Source organism: Streptomyces sp. NPDC055140 (assembly GCF_053607285.1).
Genome location: NZ_JBSGTG010000003.1, coordinates 38,672 through 59,526, shown reverse-complemented (window position 1 = coordinate 59,526; position 20,855 = coordinate 38,672). Strand labels below are relative to the sequence as shown.

At 72.1% G+C, this 20,855-nt stretch carries 17 protein-coding genes; 7 read left to right on the top strand and 10 right to left on the bottom strand.

Annotated elements, in window-relative coordinates; all coding sequences use genetic code 11:
* Positions 1 to 140: 140 nt before the first annotated feature.
* Both ACWFR4_RS07875 and ACWFR4_RS07870 read left to right on the top strand, forming a co-directional pair.
* Positions 141 to 464: an STAS domain-containing protein gene (locus ACWFR4_RS07875; RefSeq protein ID WP_227297244.1), complete on the top strand. Its 324-nt coding sequence runs from the start codon at positions 141 to 143 to the stop codon at positions 462 to 464.
* Positions 465 to 681: 217 nt separating this feature from the next.
* Positions 682 to 3,246 (top strand): ATP-binding protein, encoded by a 2,565-nt coding sequence (locus ACWFR4_RS07870; protein ID WP_453651482.1) that lies wholly within the window; start codon positions 682 to 684, stop codon positions 3,244 to 3,246.
* A 72-nt stretch (positions 3,247 to 3,318) separates the two neighbouring features.
* Here the strand turns inward: ACWFR4_RS07870 and nucS are convergent, their stop codons facing one another.
* Positions 3,319 to 3,990: an endonuclease NucS gene (gene nucS, locus ACWFR4_RS07865; protein WP_453459990.1), complete on the bottom strand. Its 672-nt coding sequence runs from the start codon at positions 3,988 to 3,990 to the stop codon at positions 3,319 to 3,321.
* A gap of 243 nt (positions 3,991 to 4,233) precedes the next feature.
* Here nucS and ACWFR4_RS07860 point away from each other — a divergent pair, with 243 nt between their 5' ends.
* Positions 4,234 to 4,626 carry an SCO5389 family protein gene (locus ACWFR4_RS07860; RefSeq protein ID WP_116509837.1) on the top strand — a complete coding sequence of 131 codons (393 nt, stop codon included), beginning with the start codon at positions 4,234 to 4,236 and terminating at the stop codon, positions 4,624 to 4,626.
* A 99-nt stretch (positions 4,627 to 4,725) separates the two neighbouring features.
* Here ACWFR4_RS07860 and ACWFR4_RS07855 read toward each other — a convergent pair whose 3' ends face one another.
* Positions 4,726 to 5,754, bottom strand: a complete 1,029-nt coding sequence (locus ACWFR4_RS07855; RefSeq protein WP_453459993.1) for an LLM class flavin-dependent oxidoreductase — start codon at positions 5,752 to 5,754, stop codon at positions 4,726 to 4,728.
* A 214-nt stretch (positions 5,755 to 5,968) separates the two neighbouring features.
* On the opposite strand from ACWFR4_RS07855, the gene ACWFR4_RS07850 reads away from it, so the two are divergent.
* A complete protein-coding gene (locus ACWFR4_RS07850) occupies positions 5,969 to 6,310 on the top strand; it encodes an ATP/GTP-binding protein (protein WP_453459995.1) in 342 nt (113 codons plus the stop codon).
* A gap of 12 nt (positions 6,311 to 6,322) precedes the next feature.
* Here ACWFR4_RS07850 and ACWFR4_RS07845 read toward each other — a convergent pair whose 3' ends face one another.
* The 7 genes from ACWFR4_RS07845 to mce all read right to left on the bottom strand — a co-directional run bounded on the left by ACWFR4_RS07845 (position 6,323) and on the right by mce (position 16,183).
* Complete coding sequence (locus ACWFR4_RS07845; protein WP_453651480.1) at positions 6,323 to 7,180, bottom strand: ABC transporter permease; 858 nt, start codon at positions 7,178 to 7,180, stop codon at positions 6,323 to 6,325.
* A complete protein-coding gene (locus ACWFR4_RS07840) occupies positions 7,177 to 8,352 on the bottom strand; it encodes an ABC transporter ATP-binding protein (protein ID WP_453651478.1) in 1,176 nt (391 codons plus the stop codon). The genes ACWFR4_RS07845 and ACWFR4_RS07840 overlap by 4 nt, the downstream gene beginning before the upstream one ends.
* Before the next feature lie 124 nt (positions 8,353 to 8,476).
* The gene (locus ACWFR4_RS07835) at positions 8,477 to 9,247 is read right to left on the bottom strand and encodes an ABC transporter permease (RefSeq protein ID WP_453460004.1); all 771 of its coding nucleotides are present in this window, start codon (positions 9,245 to 9,247) and stop codon (positions 8,477 to 8,479) included.
* 3 nt (positions 9,248 to 9,250) lie between these two features.
* A complete protein-coding gene (locus ACWFR4_RS07830) occupies positions 9,251 to 10,252 on the bottom strand; it encodes an ABC transporter ATP-binding protein (RefSeq protein ID WP_453651476.1) in 1,002 nt (333 codons plus the stop codon).
* Positions 10,253 to 10,326: 74 nt separating this feature from the next.
* Positions 10,327 to 11,262: a coiled-coil domain-containing protein gene (locus ACWFR4_RS07825; protein WP_266559998.1), complete on the bottom strand. Its 936-nt coding sequence runs from the start codon at positions 11,260 to 11,262 to the stop codon at positions 10,327 to 10,329.
* 183 nt (positions 11,263 to 11,445) lie between these two features.
* Positions 11,446 to 15,534, bottom strand: a complete 4,089-nt coding sequence (scy, locus tag ACWFR4_RS07820; protein ID WP_453651474.1) for a polarized growth protein Scy — start codon at positions 15,532 to 15,534, stop codon at positions 11,446 to 11,448.
* 208 nt (positions 15,535 to 15,742) lie between these two features.
* Positions 15,743 to 16,183: a methylmalonyl-CoA epimerase gene (mce, locus tag ACWFR4_RS07815; protein ID WP_100595983.1), complete on the bottom strand. Its 441-nt coding sequence runs from the start codon at positions 16,181 to 16,183 to the stop codon at positions 15,743 to 15,745.
* Between the two features lie 137 nt (positions 16,184 to 16,320).
* Between mce and ACWFR4_RS07810 the strand changes: the two genes are divergently transcribed.
* The 3 genes from ACWFR4_RS07810 (at position 16,321) to ACWFR4_RS07800 (ending at position 19,974) form a co-directional block, all read left to right on the top strand.
* Positions 16,321 to 17,523: an acetyl-CoA C-acetyltransferase gene (locus ACWFR4_RS07810; RefSeq protein ID WP_453651472.1), complete on the top strand. Its 1,203-nt coding sequence runs from the start codon at positions 16,321 to 16,323 to the stop codon at positions 17,521 to 17,523.
* A 61-nt stretch (positions 17,524 to 17,584) separates the two neighbouring features.
* On the top strand, positions 17,585 to 18,541 hold the full coding sequence (gene meaB / locus ACWFR4_RS07805) for a methylmalonyl Co-A mutase-associated GTPase MeaB (protein ID WP_266674234.1): 957 nt from the start codon (positions 17,585 to 17,587) through the stop codon (positions 18,539 to 18,541).
* Positions 18,542 to 18,723: 182 nt separating this feature from the next.
* Positions 18,724 to 19,974, top strand: coding sequence for an MFS transporter (locus ACWFR4_RS07800; protein WP_453651470.1), 1,251 nt, complete (start codon positions 18,724 to 18,726; stop codon positions 19,972 to 19,974).
* Positions 19,975 to 20,006: 32 nt separating this feature from the next.
* On the opposite strand, the gene ACWFR4_RS07795 is transcribed toward ACWFR4_RS07800, so the two are convergent.
* Positions 20,007 to 20,771: a PepSY domain-containing protein gene (locus ACWFR4_RS07795; protein ID WP_453651468.1), complete on the bottom strand. Its 765-nt coding sequence runs from the start codon at positions 20,769 to 20,771 to the stop codon at positions 20,007 to 20,009.
* Positions 20,772 to 20,855 lie beyond the last annotated feature (84 nt).

The window sequence follows — 20,855 nt, the reverse complement described above, 5'->3', positions numbered from 1 at the left end:
GGGGTGAATTCGGTATCGGTTCGCTTACAGACGGCAACTTCTGCGCCCCCGCGCCAGTCAGTTGCAGTGACATACCCAGATCGCCGTACGACACAGAGACCACTGGAATCACGGCACACAAGCACTCTCGGGGAGCGCATATGTACATCAGGGGCGACCACGCCGGGCTGGTCGTCGGGGGCCGCCTCGACGTCCGCAGCGCGGCGGACGCCCGTACGGTCCTGCACACGGCCCTCGACGACGGCGTCGGCGACCTGGTGCTCGATCTGTCAGAGCTGGACTCGTGGGACGCGACGGGTCTCGGCGTCATCATGGGCGCCCACCGGCGGGCCGGACGCTGCGGCCGCAGGCTCGTGCTGCGGGGTGTGCCGCCCCAGATGCAGCGCCTCCTGGTGGCGACACGGCTGCACCGGATCCTCGCCATCGAGGGCGGCATCGGGGTCGAATCACTGCCCAGGGTGTGAATCGGGCGTTCCGGTATGCAGCGCCCGCAATCCTCACGAGACTGTGACGTCTCGGACGGCACGGTACCCCGGCTGTTCGGAGATACTGAGCCAGGTCTAGGGTTCGGTCGCCCGCGGATTGACGGACCCACTCGCGGGCACCGGACCAGAAGCGACAGCGCAGTGTGCACAGGCCGGGAGGGGCATCGGCACACCACGCTTTTGGGGGGCTTTGACCATGGACCCGATGAACCGGGGACCGGAAGACTTCGGGCACGATCCGTACGGCGGGGTTCCCTACGACCGCGCGGACCGTGGCCACCACGACGACGAGAGCGACACCCAGGCGAGCCGCCCGCGCCCGCCCAGGGATCCCCTCACTCCTGACTTCGGCCAGCCCTCACAAGGGCTCGCCCGCACCGTGCAGCTCGTGTCCGGCGACTTCCTGCTCACCGTCAACCCCGTCGACGGCAGCGAGATCGAGCCCTGCCCGCCGGGGGAGCGGCCGGGACGGCCCGTCAAGTACGCACCGCCGGAACGCGCCGAGATGGCCCGCGCCGCCCGTCCGCCGCTGCCGGCCGGACCCCCGCTGCCCCGACTGCCGCTCCTGGAGCGCCAGGAGGAGCGCGATCGGCTCGTCCGGCTCCTCGCGCGCGGGCGCTCCGTGCGGCTCACCGGACCCTCGGGCTCCGGGCGCACCGCGCTGCTCGACACCGTCGCCGAGGACTGCGCGGACATCGCGCCCGACGGCGTCGTCCGGATCTCCGGACACCGCCGCTCGTCGAACGACCTGCTGTACGACCTCTTCGCGGCCGTCTACAACGCGCCGCTGCACCGCCCCGACCGCGCCCTGCTCCTCGAACTGGTCCACGACATCGGTGCCGTCGTCGTCCTCGACGACCTCGAGTTCGGCGGCGCAGCGCTCGACGAGCTCCTCGAAGCGACGCCCGAGTGCGCCTTCCTGGTCGCGGCCACACCCGATGTCGCCGCGCCGTCCGCCGACTCGCACCTCGAAGAGGTCTTCCTCGGCGGCCTCGGCCGCGGCGGCGGCCTCGAACTCCTGGAGCGGTCCGTCGGCCGCGTCCTCACGGACGAGGAGGCGAACTGGGCCGGCGACCTCTGGTTCGAGTCGGAGGGGCTCCCGCTGCGCTTCGTGCAGGCCGGCGCGCTCCTGCGCCAGCGCGACCAGCTGCGCGCCGACCCGAACGCCTTCGACGAGTTCGGCTACTTCGGAGGCCCCGGCGCCCCGCCCGTCGACGCGCCCTTCGACGCCGAGGACGGCCACGACGTGCCGCTGCCCTCGCTCGCCGACGGCGCCGCGCCCGCGGCCCTGCTCGCGTCGCGGCTCAGCGAGTCGGCCCGCGCCACCCTGCGGTTCGCCGTCGCGCTCGGCGGCGAGGTACCGCACCAGGCCCACCTGCCCGCCCTCGTGGGCGACACCCACGCCGACGCGGCCCTCGCCGAACTCGCCGGCTGCGCCCTCGTCACCCCGGTCGGCGGCCGCTACCGCCTGGCCTCCGGCGTGCAGGAGCAGCTGACGGCCGCGGGATACGCCGACGACGCCGGCGGCCAGGCGCACACCGCCGCCCAGCACTACGCGTGGTGGGCAGGACATCCCTCGGTCGGGCCCGAGCGGGTCGCGGCCGAGGCCGACGCGCTGCTCGCCGCGCTGACCGTACTCGTCCCCGTCACGACGCCGGCCGGTCCGGACGAGGAGGGCGGCGTCGCGGTGCTGCTCGCCCGTACCGCCGCGCCCGCGTTCGCCGCCGGGCTCAGCTGGACCGTGTGGGAGCGGTGCCTGCGGGCCGGCCAGGAGGCCGCGCGGCTCTCCGGCGAAGTGGCCGAAGAAGCGTATTTCCACCACGAGTTGGGCATCCTCGCTCTGCTCGGCGGGCAGCTCGACCGGGCCCGCGTCGAGCTGGAGGCCTCCATCGCCCTGCGCGGCGCGCTGGCCGACAAGAGGGGCACCATCGCGGGCCGCCGCGCCCTCGCCCTGGTCGCGGACCGCTCCGGCGGCGCGCTCCCCGGCGGGCGTACGGCGGCGGGCGAAGAGGTCACCGCCGCGCGCTACGAGGAATCGGCGTCGCCCCCCGGCGGGGTGCCGGCCGCGTTCGCGCCGCCCGCGCCGCCGCTCCCGGAGCCCGACACGCTGGTTTCCCGGCAGGCCGGGCCCGGACCCGGCGCCAAGCCCGTCGGGGCCCGTCGTGCCGTCCTCACCGGTACGCGGCGCAACCTCGTGGCCGCGGGCGCCGGAGCGCTCCTCGCGGCGGTCCTCGGCACCGTCGTGACGCTCGGCGCCACGTCGAACAAGGACACCCCGTCCGACAGCGTCAACGTGAACCCGTCGGCCTCGCAGGGCGAGGACGGCGGCGGCATCGGCGCGGACGAGGCGGACCAGGGCGGCGGCGACGCGGGCTCCACCCAGCGGCCCGCCGACCCGGGCAAGGACGGCATCCCCAACACGTCGGACGACCCGACGCCGAGCACCGGGCCGTCGTCCGAGAGCGGCAGGCCGTCGGACAAGCCGAGCAAGTCCCCGTCGAAGTCGCCGAGCAAGTCGCCGTCCAAGTCGCCCAGCAAGACGCCGAAGCCGGACCCGACGCCGACCACGCCGAAACCGACGACGCCGACGCCGACCACGCCAGCCCCGACGTCGTCCAGCCCGGATCCCACTCCGTCGTCGACCCCGGACACGTCGGATTCGGCCAGTGGTCCGGCGCCGAGCGGAAGCTCCGCGATGAGCAGCCCGGCGGACGGCGCGCCGGGTTCGCCCAGCGGGCCGGGCGCCTCGTCGACGATCTGACGGCCGTACGTACGCAGCGCATGACTGAGGGCCGGGTTCCTGTGAACCCGGCCCTCAGCCATGCCTGACGGATCAGAACAGGCGGAGCTTGTCGTCCTCGATGCCGCGCAGGGCGTCGTAGTCCAGGACCGTGCAGCCGATGCCGCGGTCCGTGGCCAGGACGCGGGCCTGCGGCTTGATCTCCTGGGCGGCGAAGATGCCGCGCACCGGGGCGAGGTGCGGGTCCCGGTTCAACAGCTCGAGATAGCGCGTGAGTTGCTCCACGCCGTCGATCTCGCCACGCCGCTTGATCTCGATGGCCACGGTCGCGCCGTCGCCGTCCCGGCACAGGATGTCGACGGGCCCGATCGCCGTCGGGTACTCGCGGCGGATGAGCGTGTAGCCCTCGCCGAGTGTGTCGATCCTGTCGGCGAGGAGCTCCTGGAGGTGCGCTTCCACGCCGTCCTTGATAAGGCCCGGGTCCACGCCCAATTCGTGCGAGGAGTCGTGGAGGACTTCCTCCATCGTGATGATGAGTTTCTCGCCCGCCTTGTTGATGACGGTCCAGGTGCCGCTGTCGTCGCCCTTGCCCTCCTTCAGGGTGCAGGGCGGGGACATCCAGTTGAGAGGTTTGTAGGCCCTGTCGTCCGCGTGGATCGAGACGCTGCCGTCCGCCTTCACGAGGATCAGGCGGGGAGCCGACGGGAGATGGGCTGTGAGCCTGCCCGCGTAGTCCACGGAGCAGCGGGCGATGACGAGACGCATGGTCGGCAACGCTACTCGACGACCAGTGGTCCACGCGATTCGCCCTGGAACTACCGGGTTCGTTATTGGCCGGTTGTGGACCGACTGTGCCCGCGATCCCCTGTTGCGGGCCCCGGACGTTGCTTACCGTATAAGCGGGAGGTCGCGACGCCTGTACGCAGCGTGTTCGTGGTCGTACGTCGTCGCGCGCTCCTTACCTGCCCGTCAGCCCCCGCTCCCCGCGGGGGTGCGAGAGGAGAACCCATGTCGCTCGACGTCTCACCGGCACTGTTGGAACAGGCCGAGCGAGGCGAGGTCGACGAAGCTGACTTCGTCGACTGCGTCCGGACCTCCCTGCCTTACGCATGGGAGATGATCAGCTCCCTGGTGGCCCAGCTGAAGGTCGACGGCGGAGACTTCGCCGACAACCAGACGCCTCCGCCGGACGAGCAGGCACGTGGGCAGCTGCTGCGTGCGCTCGCGAGTGACGCGATTCGTGGCGCGCTGCAGCGGCACTTCGGTGTACGGCTGGCCTTCCAGAACTGCCACCGTCTGGCGGTGTTCCCACAGGACCCGTCGGTGGACGGCACGCTGGCCCGCTTCACCTCGGCCCGCAATCAGCTGTTGAACCAGTCCCCTGAGCTCAGGGACTGCTGACGGCCGGTTGAAGGCGGAATCGGATGGTCTGCCGCTCCGTACGCGGGAGGTGCACAAGTACGGAGCGGTGGACTACGCGCCGCGCGGCCGTTACGCGTCTCAGCGGAGCCGGGGGAGTACCTCGGCGCCCAGCCTGCGCACGTTCTCCTCGGTGGCCGCGAGATCTCCCGAGCCCTCGACGAGCAGCGCGAACCGCGTGATGCCCGTGCGCTCCGAGGTCGCCGCGAGCCGGTCGGCGCACTGCCCGGGAGTCCCCACCGGGTGCAGCCCGCACAGCAGTTCCGTGTACGCGACCGGGTCCCGCATGGACCGCGTGCGGCCGTCCACCGTCACATGGGCGTCGAGCCCCTGTTTCAGCCAGCCGGGCATCGCCTTGAGGAGCGTCTCCCGCGCCTGCGCCCCGCGGTCGCCGATCTGGGCCACCCCGGCCGAGACGTGCGCCGCGGCGCGGATCTCCTCCGGGCTGTGGCCGGCGGCCCGCGCGTGCGTGCGCCACAGGGAGACCATCTCGGCCTTCTCCTCGTCCCCTGCGTGCATGCCGAGCAGCATGGGAAGGCCACGCTCCGCCGCAAGGCGCACGCTCTTCGGTGAGGTGCAGGCGACCACCACCTCGGGACCGTCGGGAGAGTTCAGCGCTTCGTCGGGGCGCGGGACCACGGTGACCTCGCGGAAGCCGAACCGTTCCCCCTCGGCCTCGACGCGGGGCTCGCGCAGCCAGCGCAGCAGCAGGTCCAGGGACTCCGGGAACCCCTTCTCGTACGCCTCGATGCCCGAGCCGAAGACCTCCAGGTCCACCCAGGGGCCGCCGCGGCCGACGCCGAGCGAGAAGCGGCCGCCGGACGTCACGTGCAGCAGTGCCGCCTGCTCGCCGAGGGCGACCGGGTGGGCGGTCGGCAGCACGCTGACCGCCGTGCCGACGCGGATGCGCCGGGTGCGGCCGAGCAGTAACGCCGCGAGCGTCACCGCGGACGGACAGGTGCCGTACGGCACGAAGTGGTGCTCCGCCAGCCAGACCGAGTCGAGCCCCGCCTCCTCGGCCACCTCGGCGGACCGCACCGCCCGGTGCAGCGCCTCCCCCTGCCCCTGGCCGGGGAACTGGGCCGCCAGTACAAAAGTTCCTACGCGCATCGCACTCCTGCCTTTCTTGGCGCCGACGCGGCACTCCCCCCACGGCATTAACGGCTGACAAGTGCCAAGGGCACGGCTTGCCATGGAGATTGGCAGATTTTCCGGAGAACTCATGGGGGGTGACGTTGTGCGGGTACCCGAGAGGCGTCCGCGTACGCTGGACGTGAGCCCCAGTCCCTGTGCAGGCACCTGTACAAGTCCTAGAGGAGAGCCGGTGTCCCCGCGCCGAAACCAGATGTCGCCCCGTCGCGGCGGCCGACCGTCCAGCCAGGCACCGGACGATGAGCAGGGCAACCGCTACGGCGGATTCGAGCGTACGGAGAGCTGGCAGGGCGAGGAGTGGAGCGTGCGCCAGGTTGCGGGCGCGAGCGCCGCAGGCAAGACGTACCGGTGCCCCGGCTGCGACCAGGAGATCCCCTCCGGGGTCGCGCACGTCGTGGCCTGGCCCGAGCACTCGGGCGTGGACGAGCGCCGGCACTGGCACAAGGCCTGCTGGAACGCGAAGGACCGCCGCACCACACGGGTGCAGCGGCCCAGGAACGCGCCTCGTTACTAGCGACTGACGCCCTTACACGTCGCGCCGCTCCAGCAGCGCGAACGCGCCGACCACGGCCGCGGCCGTGACGCCGACCAGCAGCCACACCTGGGACCCGCCCGAGCTCCCGCCGTCCGCGCCGAAGATCTTGGCGAGGGCGTTGATGGCGTTGTACTCCTGCATCTTCTCGCCGAGCGTCCGCGTGCTTTGCGAGATCATCAGGAAGACCGGCAGGATCGACGGCAGCAGCACGATGCCGAGCATCGCGGTGATCGCGCCAGCCGAGTGCCGCAGCATGGAGCCCGCGGCTAGGCCGAGGACGCCGAGCAGGGACACGTAGAGCCCGCCCTTGAGGACCGTGCCGCCCCAGCTCAGGTCGCCCGCGTCGGGGCCGCTGTGCATCGACGAGGTGAGCAGGCCCACCAGCAGGATGGAGCCCGCGGAGACCACGAACGAGACCGCGAAGAACACCAGGATCTTGGCGGCGAACACCCGGTAGCGCTGCGGCGACGCGGTGAACGTCGTGCGGATCATGCCGGTGCCGTACTCCGACGACGTCACGAGGACGCCCAGCGTGATCAGGCAGATCTGGCCGAGGAGCAGGCCGATGAAGGCCGGGAACGTGAACGGCACGTCCTGGTAGTTGAGGTCCTCGGTCTGGGCGGAGACGAACAGGCCGCCGCCGAGGACCAGGAACAGGAAGATGCCGAGCGTCCAGAGCGTCGAACGCACGGACTTGATCTTCGTCCACTCCGAGGCGAGCGCGTGACCCAGGTGCGTGCGGGTGACCGGGATGGGCGAGGTATACGAAGTGCCGGGCGCGCCCTGCCAGTTGGGCGCGCTCTGCTGGGCGTAGGCCTGCGGAGCCGGCTGCGGGGGCGGCGTCGTCATCGAGGGTCCTCGGGCTTGTTCAGGTTGGCGGGGGCAGGGGCTGCGGGGGCCGCGGGCGCGGCCGGCGACTGCCGAGGCGGCGCGGCGTACGGGTTCGGCCCGCCGGGTGCGGCCTGCGGCGGGGCGAACGGCTGACCGCCCTGCTGGGGCGGCGGCGGCGCGTACCAGTCCGGCTGGCCCTGGCCGGGCGCGGGGAACTGCTGCTGCGGCATCGCGCCCGGCGGGAGCTGCTGCTGAAGACCGGCCCGCTGGTCGACGGTCGAGCGGTAGTCGACGGCGCCCTGCGTCATCCGCATGTACGCCTCCTCCAGCGAGGCCTGGTGCGGAGAGAGCTCCCACAGCCGTACGTCGGCGCCGTGCGCCAGGTCGCTGATGCGGGGGAGTGGCAGGCCCATGACGCGCAGTGCGCCGTCCTGCTCGGGCAGCACCTGGCCGCCCGCCTCGGTCAGCGCGGCCGTCAGCTTCTCGCGCTGCTGCGGCTCCGTCTCCGGCGTGCGCACCCGCGCGAAGTCGGCCGAGTTGTGCGAGATGAAGTCCCGCACGCTCATGTCGGCGAGGAGCTGCCCGCGGCCGATGACGATCAGATGCTCGGCGGTCAGCGCCATCTCGCTCATCAGGTGCGAGGAGACGAAGACGGTGCGGCCCTCGGCGGCGAGCGACTTCATCAGGTTCCTGACCCAGAGGATGCCCTCCGGGTCGAGGCCGTTGACCGGCTCGTCGAAGAGGAGCACCTGCGGGTCGCCGAGCAGTGCGGCCGCGATGCCGAGGCGCTGGCCCATGCCGAGCGAGAAGCCCTTGGAGCGCTTCTTCGCCACGTCCTGGAGGCCGACGACGCCGAGCACCTCGTCCACGCGGCGGGCCGGGATGCCGGACAGCTGCGCGAGGCAGAGCAGGTGGTTACGGGCGTGCCGGCCGCCGTGCACCGCCTTGGCGTCGAGCAGGGCGCCGACCTGGCGCGGAGCGTTGGGGAGCTTGCGGTACGGGTGGCCGCCGATGGTCACCTGGCCTGTCGTCGGCTGGTCGAGACCCAGGATCATGCGCATGGTCGTCGACTTGCCGGACCCGTTCGGACCCAGGAAGCCGGTCACCGTACCCGGCCGGACCTGGAAGGAAAGGTTGTACACGGCTGTCTTGGCGCCGTAGCGCTTCGTCAGGCCGACTGCCTCGATCATTCTCCGCACCCATCGAAAGGTTCAGGACATCGGGGCACACGCCCCCCGTAAGAGTTAGGAGGATATCGGGGCGCTGACGGTTCCGGCCAAGACGAGGCAAAGCCCCTGGAGCTGCCCGGAACCCTTATGCGTCCCGCTTCTCGAGGAGCGCATATCCGAAGAACAGGGCCAGGATCACCCAGATCACCATGATGCCCAGGCCGCCCCACGGCCCGTACGGGGTGTCGTCGTCGATCGGCGGCACCACCTGCATGATCTTGCTGCCGGCCTGGTCGGGCAGGAACCGGCCGATCTTCTTCGTCGCCGAGACGTTGCCCAGGATGTTCGAGATCAGGAAGAAGAACGGCATCAGGATGCCGAGCGACAGCATCGGGCTGCGCAGCATCGACGCGACGCCCATCGAGAACATGGCGATGAGCGTCATGTAGAGGCCGCCGCCGATGACCGCGCGCAGGACGCCCGGGTCACCGATCTGCGCCCGGTGCACTCCGAGGACCGCCTGCCCGAGGAAGAACGCGATGAAGCTCGTGGCGAGGCCCACGACGAACGCCAGGACGGTGGCCACGGCGACCTTGCTGAACAGGAACGTGCCGCGCTGGGGGACCGCGGCGAGCGAGGTGCGGATCATCCCGGTGCTGTACTCGTTCGAGACGACGAGGACCCCGAAGACGATCATCGCGAGCTGACCGAGACTCATCCCGGCGAAGCTGATGAACGTGGGGTCGAAGGACAGTCGGTCCCTCGCGTTCATGTTCTTGAACTCGTTCCTGGACAGGATCGAGATCAGCACCCCGAGCGCGATCGTCAGGACCGCCGCGAGGCTGAGCGTCCACACCGTCGAAGCGACGGACCTGATCTTGGTCCACTCGGACCGGAGAACCTGGGTCGTGGCCATCGATCAGGCTCCCTTGTTCTTCGTACGGTCCCAGCTCTCGCCCCAGCCCTGCTGTTGCGGCGGTGGCGGCAGCCGGACCGGCGGCGGCACCCCGGGCTCGTCGGTGTGCGCGTGGTACTCCACCGACTCCGCGGTGAGCTGCATGAACGCCTCCTCGAGCGAGGCCTGCTGGGGGCTCAGCTCGTGCAGGACGAGATGGTGGGCGGCCGCGAGGTCACCGAGCTGCTCGGGGCTGCGGCCGTCCACTTCGAGCGTGCCGTTGCCCGCCTCGACGACCGTGATCCCGGCCTCGTGCAGCACGTCGAGGAGCCGCTCCTGCTGCGGCGAGCGCAGACGCACGTACGAGCGGGAGTTCTCCTGGATGAAGTCGGACATCGAGGTGTCGGCGAGGAGACGGCCCTGGCCGATGACGACGAGGTGGTCCGCGGTCAGCGCCATCTCGCTCATCAGGTGCGAGGAGACGAAGACGGTACGGCCCTGCGCCGCGAGGGACTTCATCAGATTGCGGATCCAGTGGATGCCCTCGGGGTCGAGCCCGTTGACCGGCTCGTCGAACATCAGGATCCGCGGGTCGCCGAGGAGCGCGCCCGCGATGCCGAGGCGCTGGCCCATGCCCAGCGAGAACCCCTTCGCCTTCTTCCTGGCGACGGGTGTCAGACCCACCGTGTCGAGGACCTCGACGACGCGGGTGCGCGGGATGCCGTTGCTCTGCGCCAGGCACAGCAGGTGGTTGTAGGCGCTGCGGCCTCCGTGCATGGCCTTCGCGTCGAGGAGCGCGCCGATGTACCGCAGCGGGTCCTTCAGCTGTGCGTAGTGCTTCCCGTCGATGTGCACATCGCCGGCTGACGGGTTGTCGAGCCCGAGCATCATCCGCATCGTCGTGGACTTGCCGGCGCCGTTGGGGCCGAGGAACCCCGTGACGATGCCCGGCCTGACGGTGAAGGTGAGGTTGTTGACGGCCAGCTTCTCGCCGTAGTGCTTGGTCAGCCCCTCGAGCTCGATCATGCGGCAACGCTAGAACGGGACAAAGCCCCCTGCCACTGGAGCGGCAAGGGGCTTCGGCGTCCGACTGCGGTTGCTCAGCGGGTCTGCTGGGCGGGAACTCCACGCGAGATCGGCTCGTCCTCCGCGGGCGCACCCGCGGCGGCGACGGCCGCACCGGTGAGGGTCGCCAGCATCTCGCGCACGTTGGTGAGCTGTGCGTTGATGGAGTCGCGGCGGTTCGTCAGCGCGGCGAGCTCGCGCTCCGATTCCGAGCGGATCCGGTCGGCCTTGGCGTTCGCGTCGGCGACGATGTCCTCGGCCTGACGCTGCGCGGTCTCCACCGTCTGGCGGGCGCGGCGCTCGGCGTCGGTCCGCAGCTTCTCGGCCTCCAGGCGAAGCTGCTCCGCGCGGTGCTCGATCTCCGCGAGACGCTTCTCGGCCTTCGCCTGACGCGAGGCCAGGTCGCGCTCGGACTGGTCGCGGCGCTTCGCCAGGTTCGTCTCGAAGTCCGCGGCGGCCTGGGCGGCCTTGGCGCGGGTCTCCTCGAAGAGGGCGTCCGCCTCCTCACGCTTCGACTGAGCGTCCTTCTGGGCCTCGGCGCGCAGCGTGCCCGCTTCGCTCTTGGCCTTCTCGACGATCCGGACGCCCTCGTCCTCGGCCTTGGACTTGCGCTCCGCAGCGAACGATTCTGCGTCGTTGCGCACCTGCTGGGCCGCCGACTCGGCGAGCTCGCGGTGCTGCTCGGCGGCGCGCCGGGCCTCCTCGCGCAGGTCCTTCGCCTCCTCCTCGGCGAGGCGGAGGATCTTCTCGACGCGCGCGCCGAGACCGGCGTACGACGGCTCGGCGTCGTTCACCTGCGCCTGAGCGTTCTGCGTCTCGAGGTGAAGCTCTTCGATGCGCTTTTCCAGAGCAGTGATACGAGCGAGAGCGCTGTCACGGTCGGAGACGAGCTTGGAAATGCGTTCGTCCACCTGAGCGCGGTCGTACCCACGCCGCACAAGCTCGAAGCCGTAGGGGGAAGTGTCGCTCATGGGGTTCCTGTCGAATGAGACCGGTGAGGTGATAGGGGGAATCCTAGGGGTCAAAGCGGCGTGTCATCGAGCAGATGCCCGTTTGATCTGGAGAATGACACCCCTTTTGAGTGGCTAACCGCAGGATGGCTTGCCAGCGGCAGCGCCGAAGGTCCTCACCAAGCACGCCCGTTGCTGTCCTGGCTACCCTTCCGACCCCTTGCCACCCGATCGGGTAGCCCCCGCTGCGGCTCCCGCCTTGACGGCACCCTCCTTGGTCCCGCCGCCGGCGGACGGGGCCTCGAAGGACTCCAACGCCTCCAGGACGTCCTGGACGCGGGAGATCTCGGCGTTGATGTCCTCGCGGCGCCGGACCAGGACCTCCAGCTCGCGCTTGCCCTCGGCGACCGTGCGCTCCGCCTCCGCCTGCGCCTCGGACAGGACGCGCTCGGCCTCGCGGGTCACTTCGGTCTTCTTCGCCCCGGCCTCCTTGAGCAGGCCCTCGGCCTTCTTCACGGCGGCGATCCGGACCTTGCTCGCCTCCGAACCCGCCTCCGAGACCATCTCCTTGGCCTTCGCCTGCGCCTCGGTGAGCTGCTCCTCGGCGGCCTTCACCAGCGCGTCGCACCGCTCGCCGGCCGTCTTCATGGCCTCGGCGGACTCGCGCCGCGCCCGCTCGTGCAGTTCGTCGATCTCGCCGGTGATGCGCTCGCGCAGCTCCTCGGCGCGCTCCCTGATCGCCGTCGCGTCGCGGCGCGCGCCGACGAGCAACTCGTCCGCGTCCGTGCGGGACTTCTCCACCAGGGAGTTGCCCTCGACGGTCGCCTCGGAGACCAGTCGGTCGGCCTCCTTGCGGGCCGCGCCGACCATCATGTCGGCCTGCGACTCGGCGTCCGCGGTCGCCTTCAGCGCGGCGTGCTGCGCCTCGGACGTCAGCTTCTCGGACTCCGCGCTCGCCTCCGTGATGAGCTTGTCGACCTGCTCGGCGGCCTCCGAGCGGCGCTTGTTGGCGTCCTTGCGGGTCTCGTCGAGGGTCCGCTCGGCCTCGGCGCGCGCCGAGGACGTGAGCCGCTCGGCCTCCTCTGCCGCCTCCGCCTTGACGCGCTCCGACTCGCTGCGGGTCCGCTCGGCGTGCTGCTGCGCGGACCCGACGGTCTCGGCCGCCTCGGCGCGCAGCCGCTCGGCGTCCCCGGCCGCGTCCGCGATGAGCTTCTCGGCCCTGGCGACCGCCTCGGCGCGCACACGCTCGGCCTCGGTGAGGGTCTCGTTCGTGAGCTGATCGGCCGCGGTGGTGGACTCCGCGTGCAGCCTGGCGGCCTCGGTCGTGGCGTCGCCGACGAGCTGCTCGGCGCGGGCGACGGACTCCGAACGGACGCGCTCCGCCTCGGCGTTGGTCTCGTTCGTGAGGCGCTCGGCGGCCTCCGTGGCGTCGCCGACGCGCTTCTCGGCGGCGGCCGTCGACTCGGCGCGGACGCGCTCCGCCTCGGTGTTCGTCTCGTGGGTGAGGCGCTCGGCCTCGCTCGTGGCCTCCGTGATGAGGGTGTCCGCCTGCGTGGCGGCGTCCGAACGGATCCGGTTGGCGTCCTCGCGGGCGTCGGCCCGGGCACGGGACGCGTCCTGCTCGGCAGACGCGAGCCGCTCGGAGACCTCCGTACGGACCCGCTGGGCGTGCTCCGACGCCTCGGACCGCATCCGCTCCGACTCGGCGATCGCCTCCGAAACCGTGCGCTCCGCAAGGGACTTGGCGGCCTCCGACTCGGCGGCGGCCTCGCCGCGCACGCGGTTGGCGTCGTCGGTGGCGCGCTCGCGCTCCGCGTACGCGTCGGCGCGGACCCGGTCGGCCTCCTCCTGCGCCTCGTACTTGGTGCGCTCGGCCGCGTGTTCCGCGGCGCTGCGCAGGCCCGCGATCTCCTCCTGCGCCTGCTCCTGGAGCCCGGACACGGAGTCGCGCACCTGCTGCGCGGTCTGCTCGGCGGCGCCGACCATCTCGGTGGAGCGCCGGTCGGCCTCCTCCACGAGACGTACGGCCTCTGCCTGCGCCTCCTCGACACGGGCGCGGGCGACCGCGAGGAGTTCCTCGCTCTGCTCGCGGGCCCGCTCGCGCTCCTGGTCGGCCTCCTGGCGCGCGGAACCGAGGGTCTCCTCGGCCTCGCGGCGGCGCCTGGCGGCCTCCTCCTGGGCGGCGGACAGCGCTTCCGCGGCCTCTGTGGCGACCCGCTCGGCCGCGACCGCGGCCTCCGCGCGCACCCGGTTCGCGCTCTCCTGCGCCTCCGACTTGAGCCGCTCGGCCTCGGCCGCGGCCTCGGACCGCAGCCGTACGGCGACGTTCTCCGCCTCGGCGCGGGTCCCGGACGCGTCCGACGCGGCCTCGGTGCGCAGCCGGTCGGCCTCCGTCTCGGCCTGTGCCTGGAGCGTACGGATCCGCTCGGCGGCCTCGGCGCGCAGCCGCTCCGTCTCGTCCGCGGTCTCGCGGCGGATGCGCTCCGACTCGGCCCGCGCGTCGGTGAGAGTGGTCTCGGACGCCGTCAGGCGCTGCTCGGCCTCGGTGTGCAGCCGGGTCAGCTCGTCGGCGGCCTCCGACTGCCGTGCCGCGACCGCGCGCTCGGTCTCCTCACGCAGCTCCTGCGCCGCCCGCTCGGCCTCCGCCTTGGTGGCCTCGGCCTGCTCGCCGGCCTCCTCGCGGTGCCGCTCGGCCTCGGCGCGGGTGCGCTCCAGGGTCTCCTCGGCCTGCTTGCGCAGGTTCGTGGCGCGCTCGATGGCCTCGGTGCGGACCCGCTCGCTCTCGGTCTGCGCGCCGGCCCGCAGCTCGTCCGCGTCCGCCTTCGCCTTGGCGAGCAGCTCCTCGGCGGTTCTGGCCGCCTCCTCGATCTGCTGGACGGCCTCGCGGCGCGCCTCGCTGCGGATCCGCTCGCCCTCGTCGACCGCCTCGGCCCGCAGCTGCTCGGCCTCGCCGCGCAGCCGGCGGGCCTCCTCCTGGAGCTCGACGGTCTTGGCGCGGTACTCCTTGGTGTCGTCCTTCGCGGTGCCCTTGAGCTGCTCGGCGATGTCGTGCGCCTCGCCGCGCAGCCGGTCTGCCTCGGCCTCGGCCTCGCTGCGCAGCCGCTCGGCCTCCTCGGAGGCGGCCTTCGTGGTGGCCTTGGCGTCCTCGGACGCCTTGTTGAGCACCTCTTCGGCCGTGCGGGCGGCCTTGGCGAGCTGGGAGGCGGTCTCCTCGGCCGTGACGTTGCGTGCCTTCTCGCCGGCCTCGGCGAGGATCTTCTCCGCCTGCTCCTTGGCGTCGGTGACGACCTGCTCGGCCTCCGACTTGGTGGACTCGGCCTCCTTGGTGGCCTCCGAGACGAGCCGGGCGACCTGCTCCTTGGCGGTGCGCGTGCGCTGCTCGTTCGCCGACTCGGCGTTCGCGAGCTGCTTGGCGGCGGCGTCCTTCGCCTCGGTGAGGACCTTCTCCGCCGACGCGCGGGCTTCGCGCAGCGCCGTGTCGGCCTCGGACAGGCGCTGCTCGGCGGCACGGCTGAGCTCGGCGGACTGGCGGCGGGCCGTGTCCGACTCGGTGGCCGTGGACGAGCGCAGCTGCTCGGCGTGATCGGTAGCTTCCTGCGCCTGCGTCGACGCGGCGTTCAGGAGGCGCTCGGCGTCGGTGCGGGCGCGGCGCAGCAGGGCCTCGGCCTCGGCGCGGGCCGTCTCGGCCTCCGACGTCAGGCGCTGGCGGGCCTCGGTGGTGACCCGCTCGGCCTCGGCGCGGGCGGCGGCGAGGGCCTGGTCGGCCTCGGCACGGGACTCGTCGACGAGCCGGCGGGCCTGCTGCTCGCTGCGGGAGCGCAGCTGCTCGGCCCACGCCACGTTCTCGTTGACGTGCGCCTCGACGGTCTGGCGGCGCTCGGACAGCTCCTGGTCGAGCTGCTGGCGGCGCGAGACGGCCTCGGCGTGCAGCTCGGACTGGAGCCGGGACTGCTGCTCGGCGTGCTCCTGGAGGATGCGCTGTGTCTGGGCGCGGGCGTCGCGCAGCTCGCGCTCGGCGTCGGCGCGCAGCTGGTCGGCCTGGATCTGCGCGTTACGCAGCAGCTGCTCGGCCTGGTAACCGATGTCCCCGCCGTCGTAGGCAGGACGGGACGCGAGGTTGCGGCGCGCCTCGTGCAGCTTGGCGCGCAACACCTCGACCTGGTAGCCCAGGTCCTCGGCGTGCTGGACCGCCTTCTCCCGCTCGGTCTTCAGCCGGTCCATCTCGGCCTCGAACCGTGAGAGATGGTCGGTCTCAGCCGGCTGCCGGCTGTCCTGGCTCTCGTAGCCCCGCACTGCGCGGTCCCATCCGTCCCCTGGTCGCAAGTCTCTCCAAACGAGCACCGTCCATCCGCCGAACGGGGCCCCCGGGGAATGGTGTCAGATCAACGGCGGAGCATGGGCTGCTGCCCCGTCGCTCGCCCCCCGAAACCCGGACCCCGGCCCGCGGCCGTCCGTGTGACGGACGGCCGCCCCCAACCCTACCGGCCCAGATATACGGAGGTCAGTGCTCAGGTGACTCAACCGGTGCGGAAGTGACGAGTTCGGTCAGTACGCCGTGGCAGTCCTTGGGGTGCAGGAAGGTGATGCGCGACCCCATCGAACCGATGCGCGGCTCGTCGTACAGGACGCGTACGCCCTTGCCCCTGATGTCCGCGGAGTCGGCGTCGACGTCCGCCGTGCCGAAGGCGATGTGGTGGACGCCCTCGCCGTTCTTGGCCAGCCACTTCCCGACCGCGGAGTCCTCCCGGGTGGGCTCGAGGAGCTGGAGGTAGGAGGCCCCGCCGTCACTCGTCTCATTGATCTTGAGCATGGCCTCGCGCACGCCCTGCTCCTCGTTCACCTCGGAGTGGAACACTTCGAAGCCATAGGTAGCGCGGTAGAACTCAACGGTCTTGTCGAGGTCGAAACAGGCGATTCCGATGTGGTCGATTCGCGTCAGCATGCTGTAAGTGCAGCGCGGTCGGAGGTGGTTACGCAACGTGCGCGCGATCACACCGTTCGGCCGGTGACGTGGGAGGTACTGCTCAGTACATTCGAGTAAACCCTCGTTCACTCCTCATCTCCAAGGGGCCGTGCCTCATGTCTGGAACGACCGGTACCACCTCAGTGATCGTCGCGGGCGCCCGTACGCCCATGGGCCGGCTGCTCGGCTCGCTCAAGTCCTTCTCCGGAGCCGACCTCGGAGGGGTCGCCATCAAGGCGGCGCTCGACCGGGCAGGGATCGGCGGAGATCAGGTGCAGTACGTGATCATGGGCCAGGTGCTCCAGGCGGGGGCAGGGCAGATCCCCGCGCGCCAGGCGGCCGTCAAGGCCGGCATCCCCATGAACGTGCCGGCGCTGACCATCAACAAGGTGTGTCTCTCGGGCCTCGACGCCATCGCGCTCGCCGACCAGCTGATCCGCGCCGGCGAGTTCGACGTCGTCGTCGCGGGCGGCCAGGAGTCCATGACGAACGCGCCCCACCTGCTCCCCAAGTCCCGCGAGGGCTACAAGTACGGCGCCGTCGAGATGCTCGACGCGATGGCGTACGACGGCCTGACCGACTCCTTCGAGAACATCCCGATGGGTGAGTCGACGGAGAAGCACAACACCCGCCTCGGCATCAAGCGTCCCGAGCAGGACGAGATCGCCGCCCAGTCGCACCAGCGCGCCGCCGCCGCCCAGAAGAACGGCCTCTTCGAGGCCGAGATCACCCCGGTCGAGATCCCGCAGCGCAAGGGCGACCCGGTTCTGTTCAGCAAGGACGAGGGCATCCGCGCCGAGACGACCGCCGAGTCGCTCGGCAGGCTGCGGCCCGCGTTCGCCAAGGACGGCACGATCACGGCCGGCACCTCCTCGCAGATCTCCGACGGCGCCGCCGCGGTCGTCGTCATGAGCAAGGCGAAGGCGCAGGAGCTCGGCCTGGAGTGGATCGCCGAGATCGGCGCCCACGGGAACGTGGCGGGCCCCGACAACTCGCTCCAGTCGCAGCCGTCGAACGCCATCCGGCACGCCCTCAAGAAGGAGGGCCTCGGCGTCGAGGACCTCGACCTCGTCGAGATCAACGAGGCCTTCGCGGCCGTCGCCGTGCAGTCAATGAAGGACCTCGGCGTGTCCTCGGAAAAGGTGAACGTCAACGGCGGCGCGATCGCCCTCGGTCACCCGATCGGGATGTCCGGCGCCCGTGTCGTCCTGCACCTCGCGCTCGAGCTGAAGCGGCGCGGCGGCGGCGTCGGCGCGGCCGCGCTGTGCGGCGGCGGTGGCCAGGGTGACGCGCTGATCGTGCGGGTACCCAAGGCGTAACCCTTCCGCCGGCACCTATGCCGGTACGGATGCCGGACGAAACCGAGTGAACGGAGCTGTGATGCAGGACGTCTCCACCCTGGTGGCCCAGGCCAGGGAAGGCCGGCCCAGGGCCGTGGCCCGGCTGATCTCCCTGGTGGAGGGGGCGTCCCCGCAGCTGCGCGAGGTGATGGCGGCGCTGGCCCCGCTCGCGGGGCACGCGTACGTCGTCGGGCTGACCGGGTCGCCGGGCGTGGGCAAGTCCACGTCCACGTCCGCCCTGGTCAGCGCCTATCGGCGAGCCGGGAAGCGGGTCGGTGTGCTCGCCGTCGACCCGTCGTCGCCGTTCAGCGGCGGCGCCCTGCTCGGTGACCGTGTCCGCATGTCGGAGCACGCGTCCGACCCCGGCGTGTACATCCGTTCCATGGCCACGCGCGGGCACCTGGGCGGGCTCGCGTGGGCCGCGCCGCAGGCGATCCGCGTGCTCGACGCGGCCGGCTGCGACGTCGTCCTCGTGGAGACGGTCGGCGTCGGCCAGTCCGAGGTCGAGATCGCCTCGCAGGCCGACACGTCCGTGGTCCTGCTCGCCCCCGGCATGGGCGACGGGATCCAGGCGGCCAAGGCCGGAATCCTGGAGATCGGCGACGTGTACGTCGTCAACAAGGCCGACCGCGACGGCGCGGACGCGACCGCCCGCGAGCTCAACCACATGCTGGGCCTCGGTGAGTCCCGGGGCGCCGGTGACTGGCGCCCGCCCATCGTCAAGACCGTCGCCGCCCGCGGCGAGGGCATCGACGAGGTCGTCGAGGCGCTCGAGAAGCACCGGGCCTGGATGGAGGAGCACGATGTCCTCCAGGAGCGCCGCCTCGCCCGCGCCTCCCGTGAGGTCGAGACGATCGCCGTCACGGCCCTGCGCGAGCGCATCGCGGACCTTCACGGCGACCGCCGCCTCAGCTCGCTGGCCGAGCGCATCGTGGCGGGCGAGCTCGACCCGTACCGGGCGGCGGACTCCCTGGTGGAGGGCCTGACGGAGGCCTGAGCGGACGGTGGGGCCGGGACCGCGCCGCGGTTCCGCCCATCGCCAACTCCCGCCCCCCGCTGGTACGTTGGACGTATGTTCCTTCTCTGTGCGTAGGGCACGACCCGACCGCGACCACCGTCGAACGGTGACGTCGCGGTCCTCGGCGTCCGTGTGCCCTTCGTTCTGAGGAACTCCCACCCATGTCGTACGCAGCCCTGCTGCGGGTGCCGCATGCCCGCCGCACCTTCGGTGCCGCCCTGCTCGGGCGGCTGTCCTACGGGACCGTGTCCCTGTCCCTGATGCTCGCGGTGAAGTCCGCCACCGGCTCGTACGCCGTCGCGGGCACGGCCATGGCGCTCTTCGGCGCCGCGAGCGTCTTCCTCTCCCCCCTGAGAGCGCTCCTCATCGACCGCTACGGGCCGTGCCGCGCGCTCCCGCCGATGACCGGGGCGTACGCCGTCCTGCTCGGCGTGCTCGCGGCGCTGACCTGGCGGCCGGGGGCCTCCGGGCTCCTGCTCGGTGTCGCCGCCCTCGCCGCCGGCGCGTGCACCCCGCCCCTCGGCCCGACCATGCGGACCGTGTGGAGCGAACTCGTCGGCAAGCGCGAGGGGTTGCTCCAGCGCGCGTACAGCCTCGACGGGGTGGCCGAGGAGCTGCTGCTCGTCTCCGGCCCGCTCATCGTGGGCGTGGTCGTGCAGTTCGCCCCCGCTGCGTTCGGCGTCGCCGCCAGCGCGGTCCTGGTGGCCGCGGGAACCGCCGCGTTCGTGGCGTCCCCGGCCGTACGGGGCCTTGCGGGCTGGGACGCGGGGCGGCGCGGGCCCTCCGGCGGGATGTCGCCGGTGCGCGGCCTCGCGCAGCCGGTGGTCGTCGCCGTGGGCGTCGGTCTGGCCCTCGGCGCCCTCGACCTGCTCGTCCTCGCCTTCGCCGACGCCCGTCAGCACGCCGACGCCGTGGCCTGGGTGATGGCCGCGCTCTCGGCGGGCAGTGCGGTCGGCGGCCTTGTGAACGGCGCCCTCACCTGGTCCACCCCTGCCCGCGTCCGGCTGCCGTTCCTCGTCGCGGGGCTCGCCGCCGCGCTGGGGGCGGCGGCGCTCGCGCCCGGGCTGGTGACGCTCGGCGCGGCGGCCGTGATTGCGGGCCTCTTCGTCGCGCCCGCCCTGACGACCGCGTATCTCGTGGCGGACGAGACGGCCGGGCCGGCGTTTCGCACCCAGGCCGGGGCCTGGGTCAACACGGCGGTGAACGCCGGGATCTCGGCCGGCACGGCGGGAGCGGGCCTCCTGGTGGCCCGCCTGCCGCTCGCCGTCTGCTTCGCCGTGGCCGCGGCGGCGCCGGTCGCGGCGGCGGTGTGGGGGGTACGGGGTGCGCGCGGCGCCCGTACGACGGCGGAAGCCGCGCCCGGGGACGGTGTCCCGGACGCGGCTCAGGAGACGGGCGCGGCGGCGCGATGAGCCGATCCGCGCCGGGCCTGACGGCGCCGGCGTCAGTCGTCGTCGCCGTGGTGGCCGTGGTCGTCGTCGGCGTCGTGACCGCGGCCGTGATCGCCGTGGTCGTCACCGGTGTCGTGGGTGGCGGTGTTGTCGCGGCCGTGGTCGTCGCCCGCGTCGTGCGTGGTGCGTGTGGCGTCGTCGCGGCCGTGGTCGTCGCCGTCGTCGTGGGACGAGCGGTCCGGGGTTACCGCGCCGGTCCGGAGGTCGACGCGCCAGTCGGCGTCGGTGCCGTTCGCCGCCGTGGTCTCGGCCTCCCAGGCGTGGGCCGTGCCGTCGTCGTCGAGGTCGATCTCGGTGACCGTCCCCTTCACGGCGGCGGCCCGTGCCGCGTCCTGCGCCGTGGTCTTCGCGTCCTTCAGGGTGGCGGTGACGCGGGCGGTGTCGTCGTGGCGTGAGGTGTGCGAGCCGGTGACCTTGCCCGTGGCGGGGTCGACGAGGACGTCGTGCCACGTCGTGCGGTTCAGGACCTCGACCTCCCAGACCACATGGTCGTTCTCGTCGTCGAGCTCGGCGGAGACCGCCGTGCCGGGCATCGACTTGAGGGCGGCGGCGATGGCGTCCGAGGCCGTCACCTTCGCGGTCTTCAGCTCTGTGACGTGCTCCGCGCGGTCGTCGTCGTGCCCCGTGCCCCGCGACGCGGTCGACGTGCCCGCCGACGTGGTGTCGTCGTCGCCGCCCGAGACCGCGACGGCGGTCGCGGTGCCGCCGCCGATCAGGGCCACGGCGGCGATGGTGGCGATCACGATGTTGCGCTTCATGAGGGTCCTCCCCGAGACGATTTCCGGCCCACCGGACACCCGGTGCGCTTCGACGAGGACCACAGTGGCCGACCGATGCTGAAG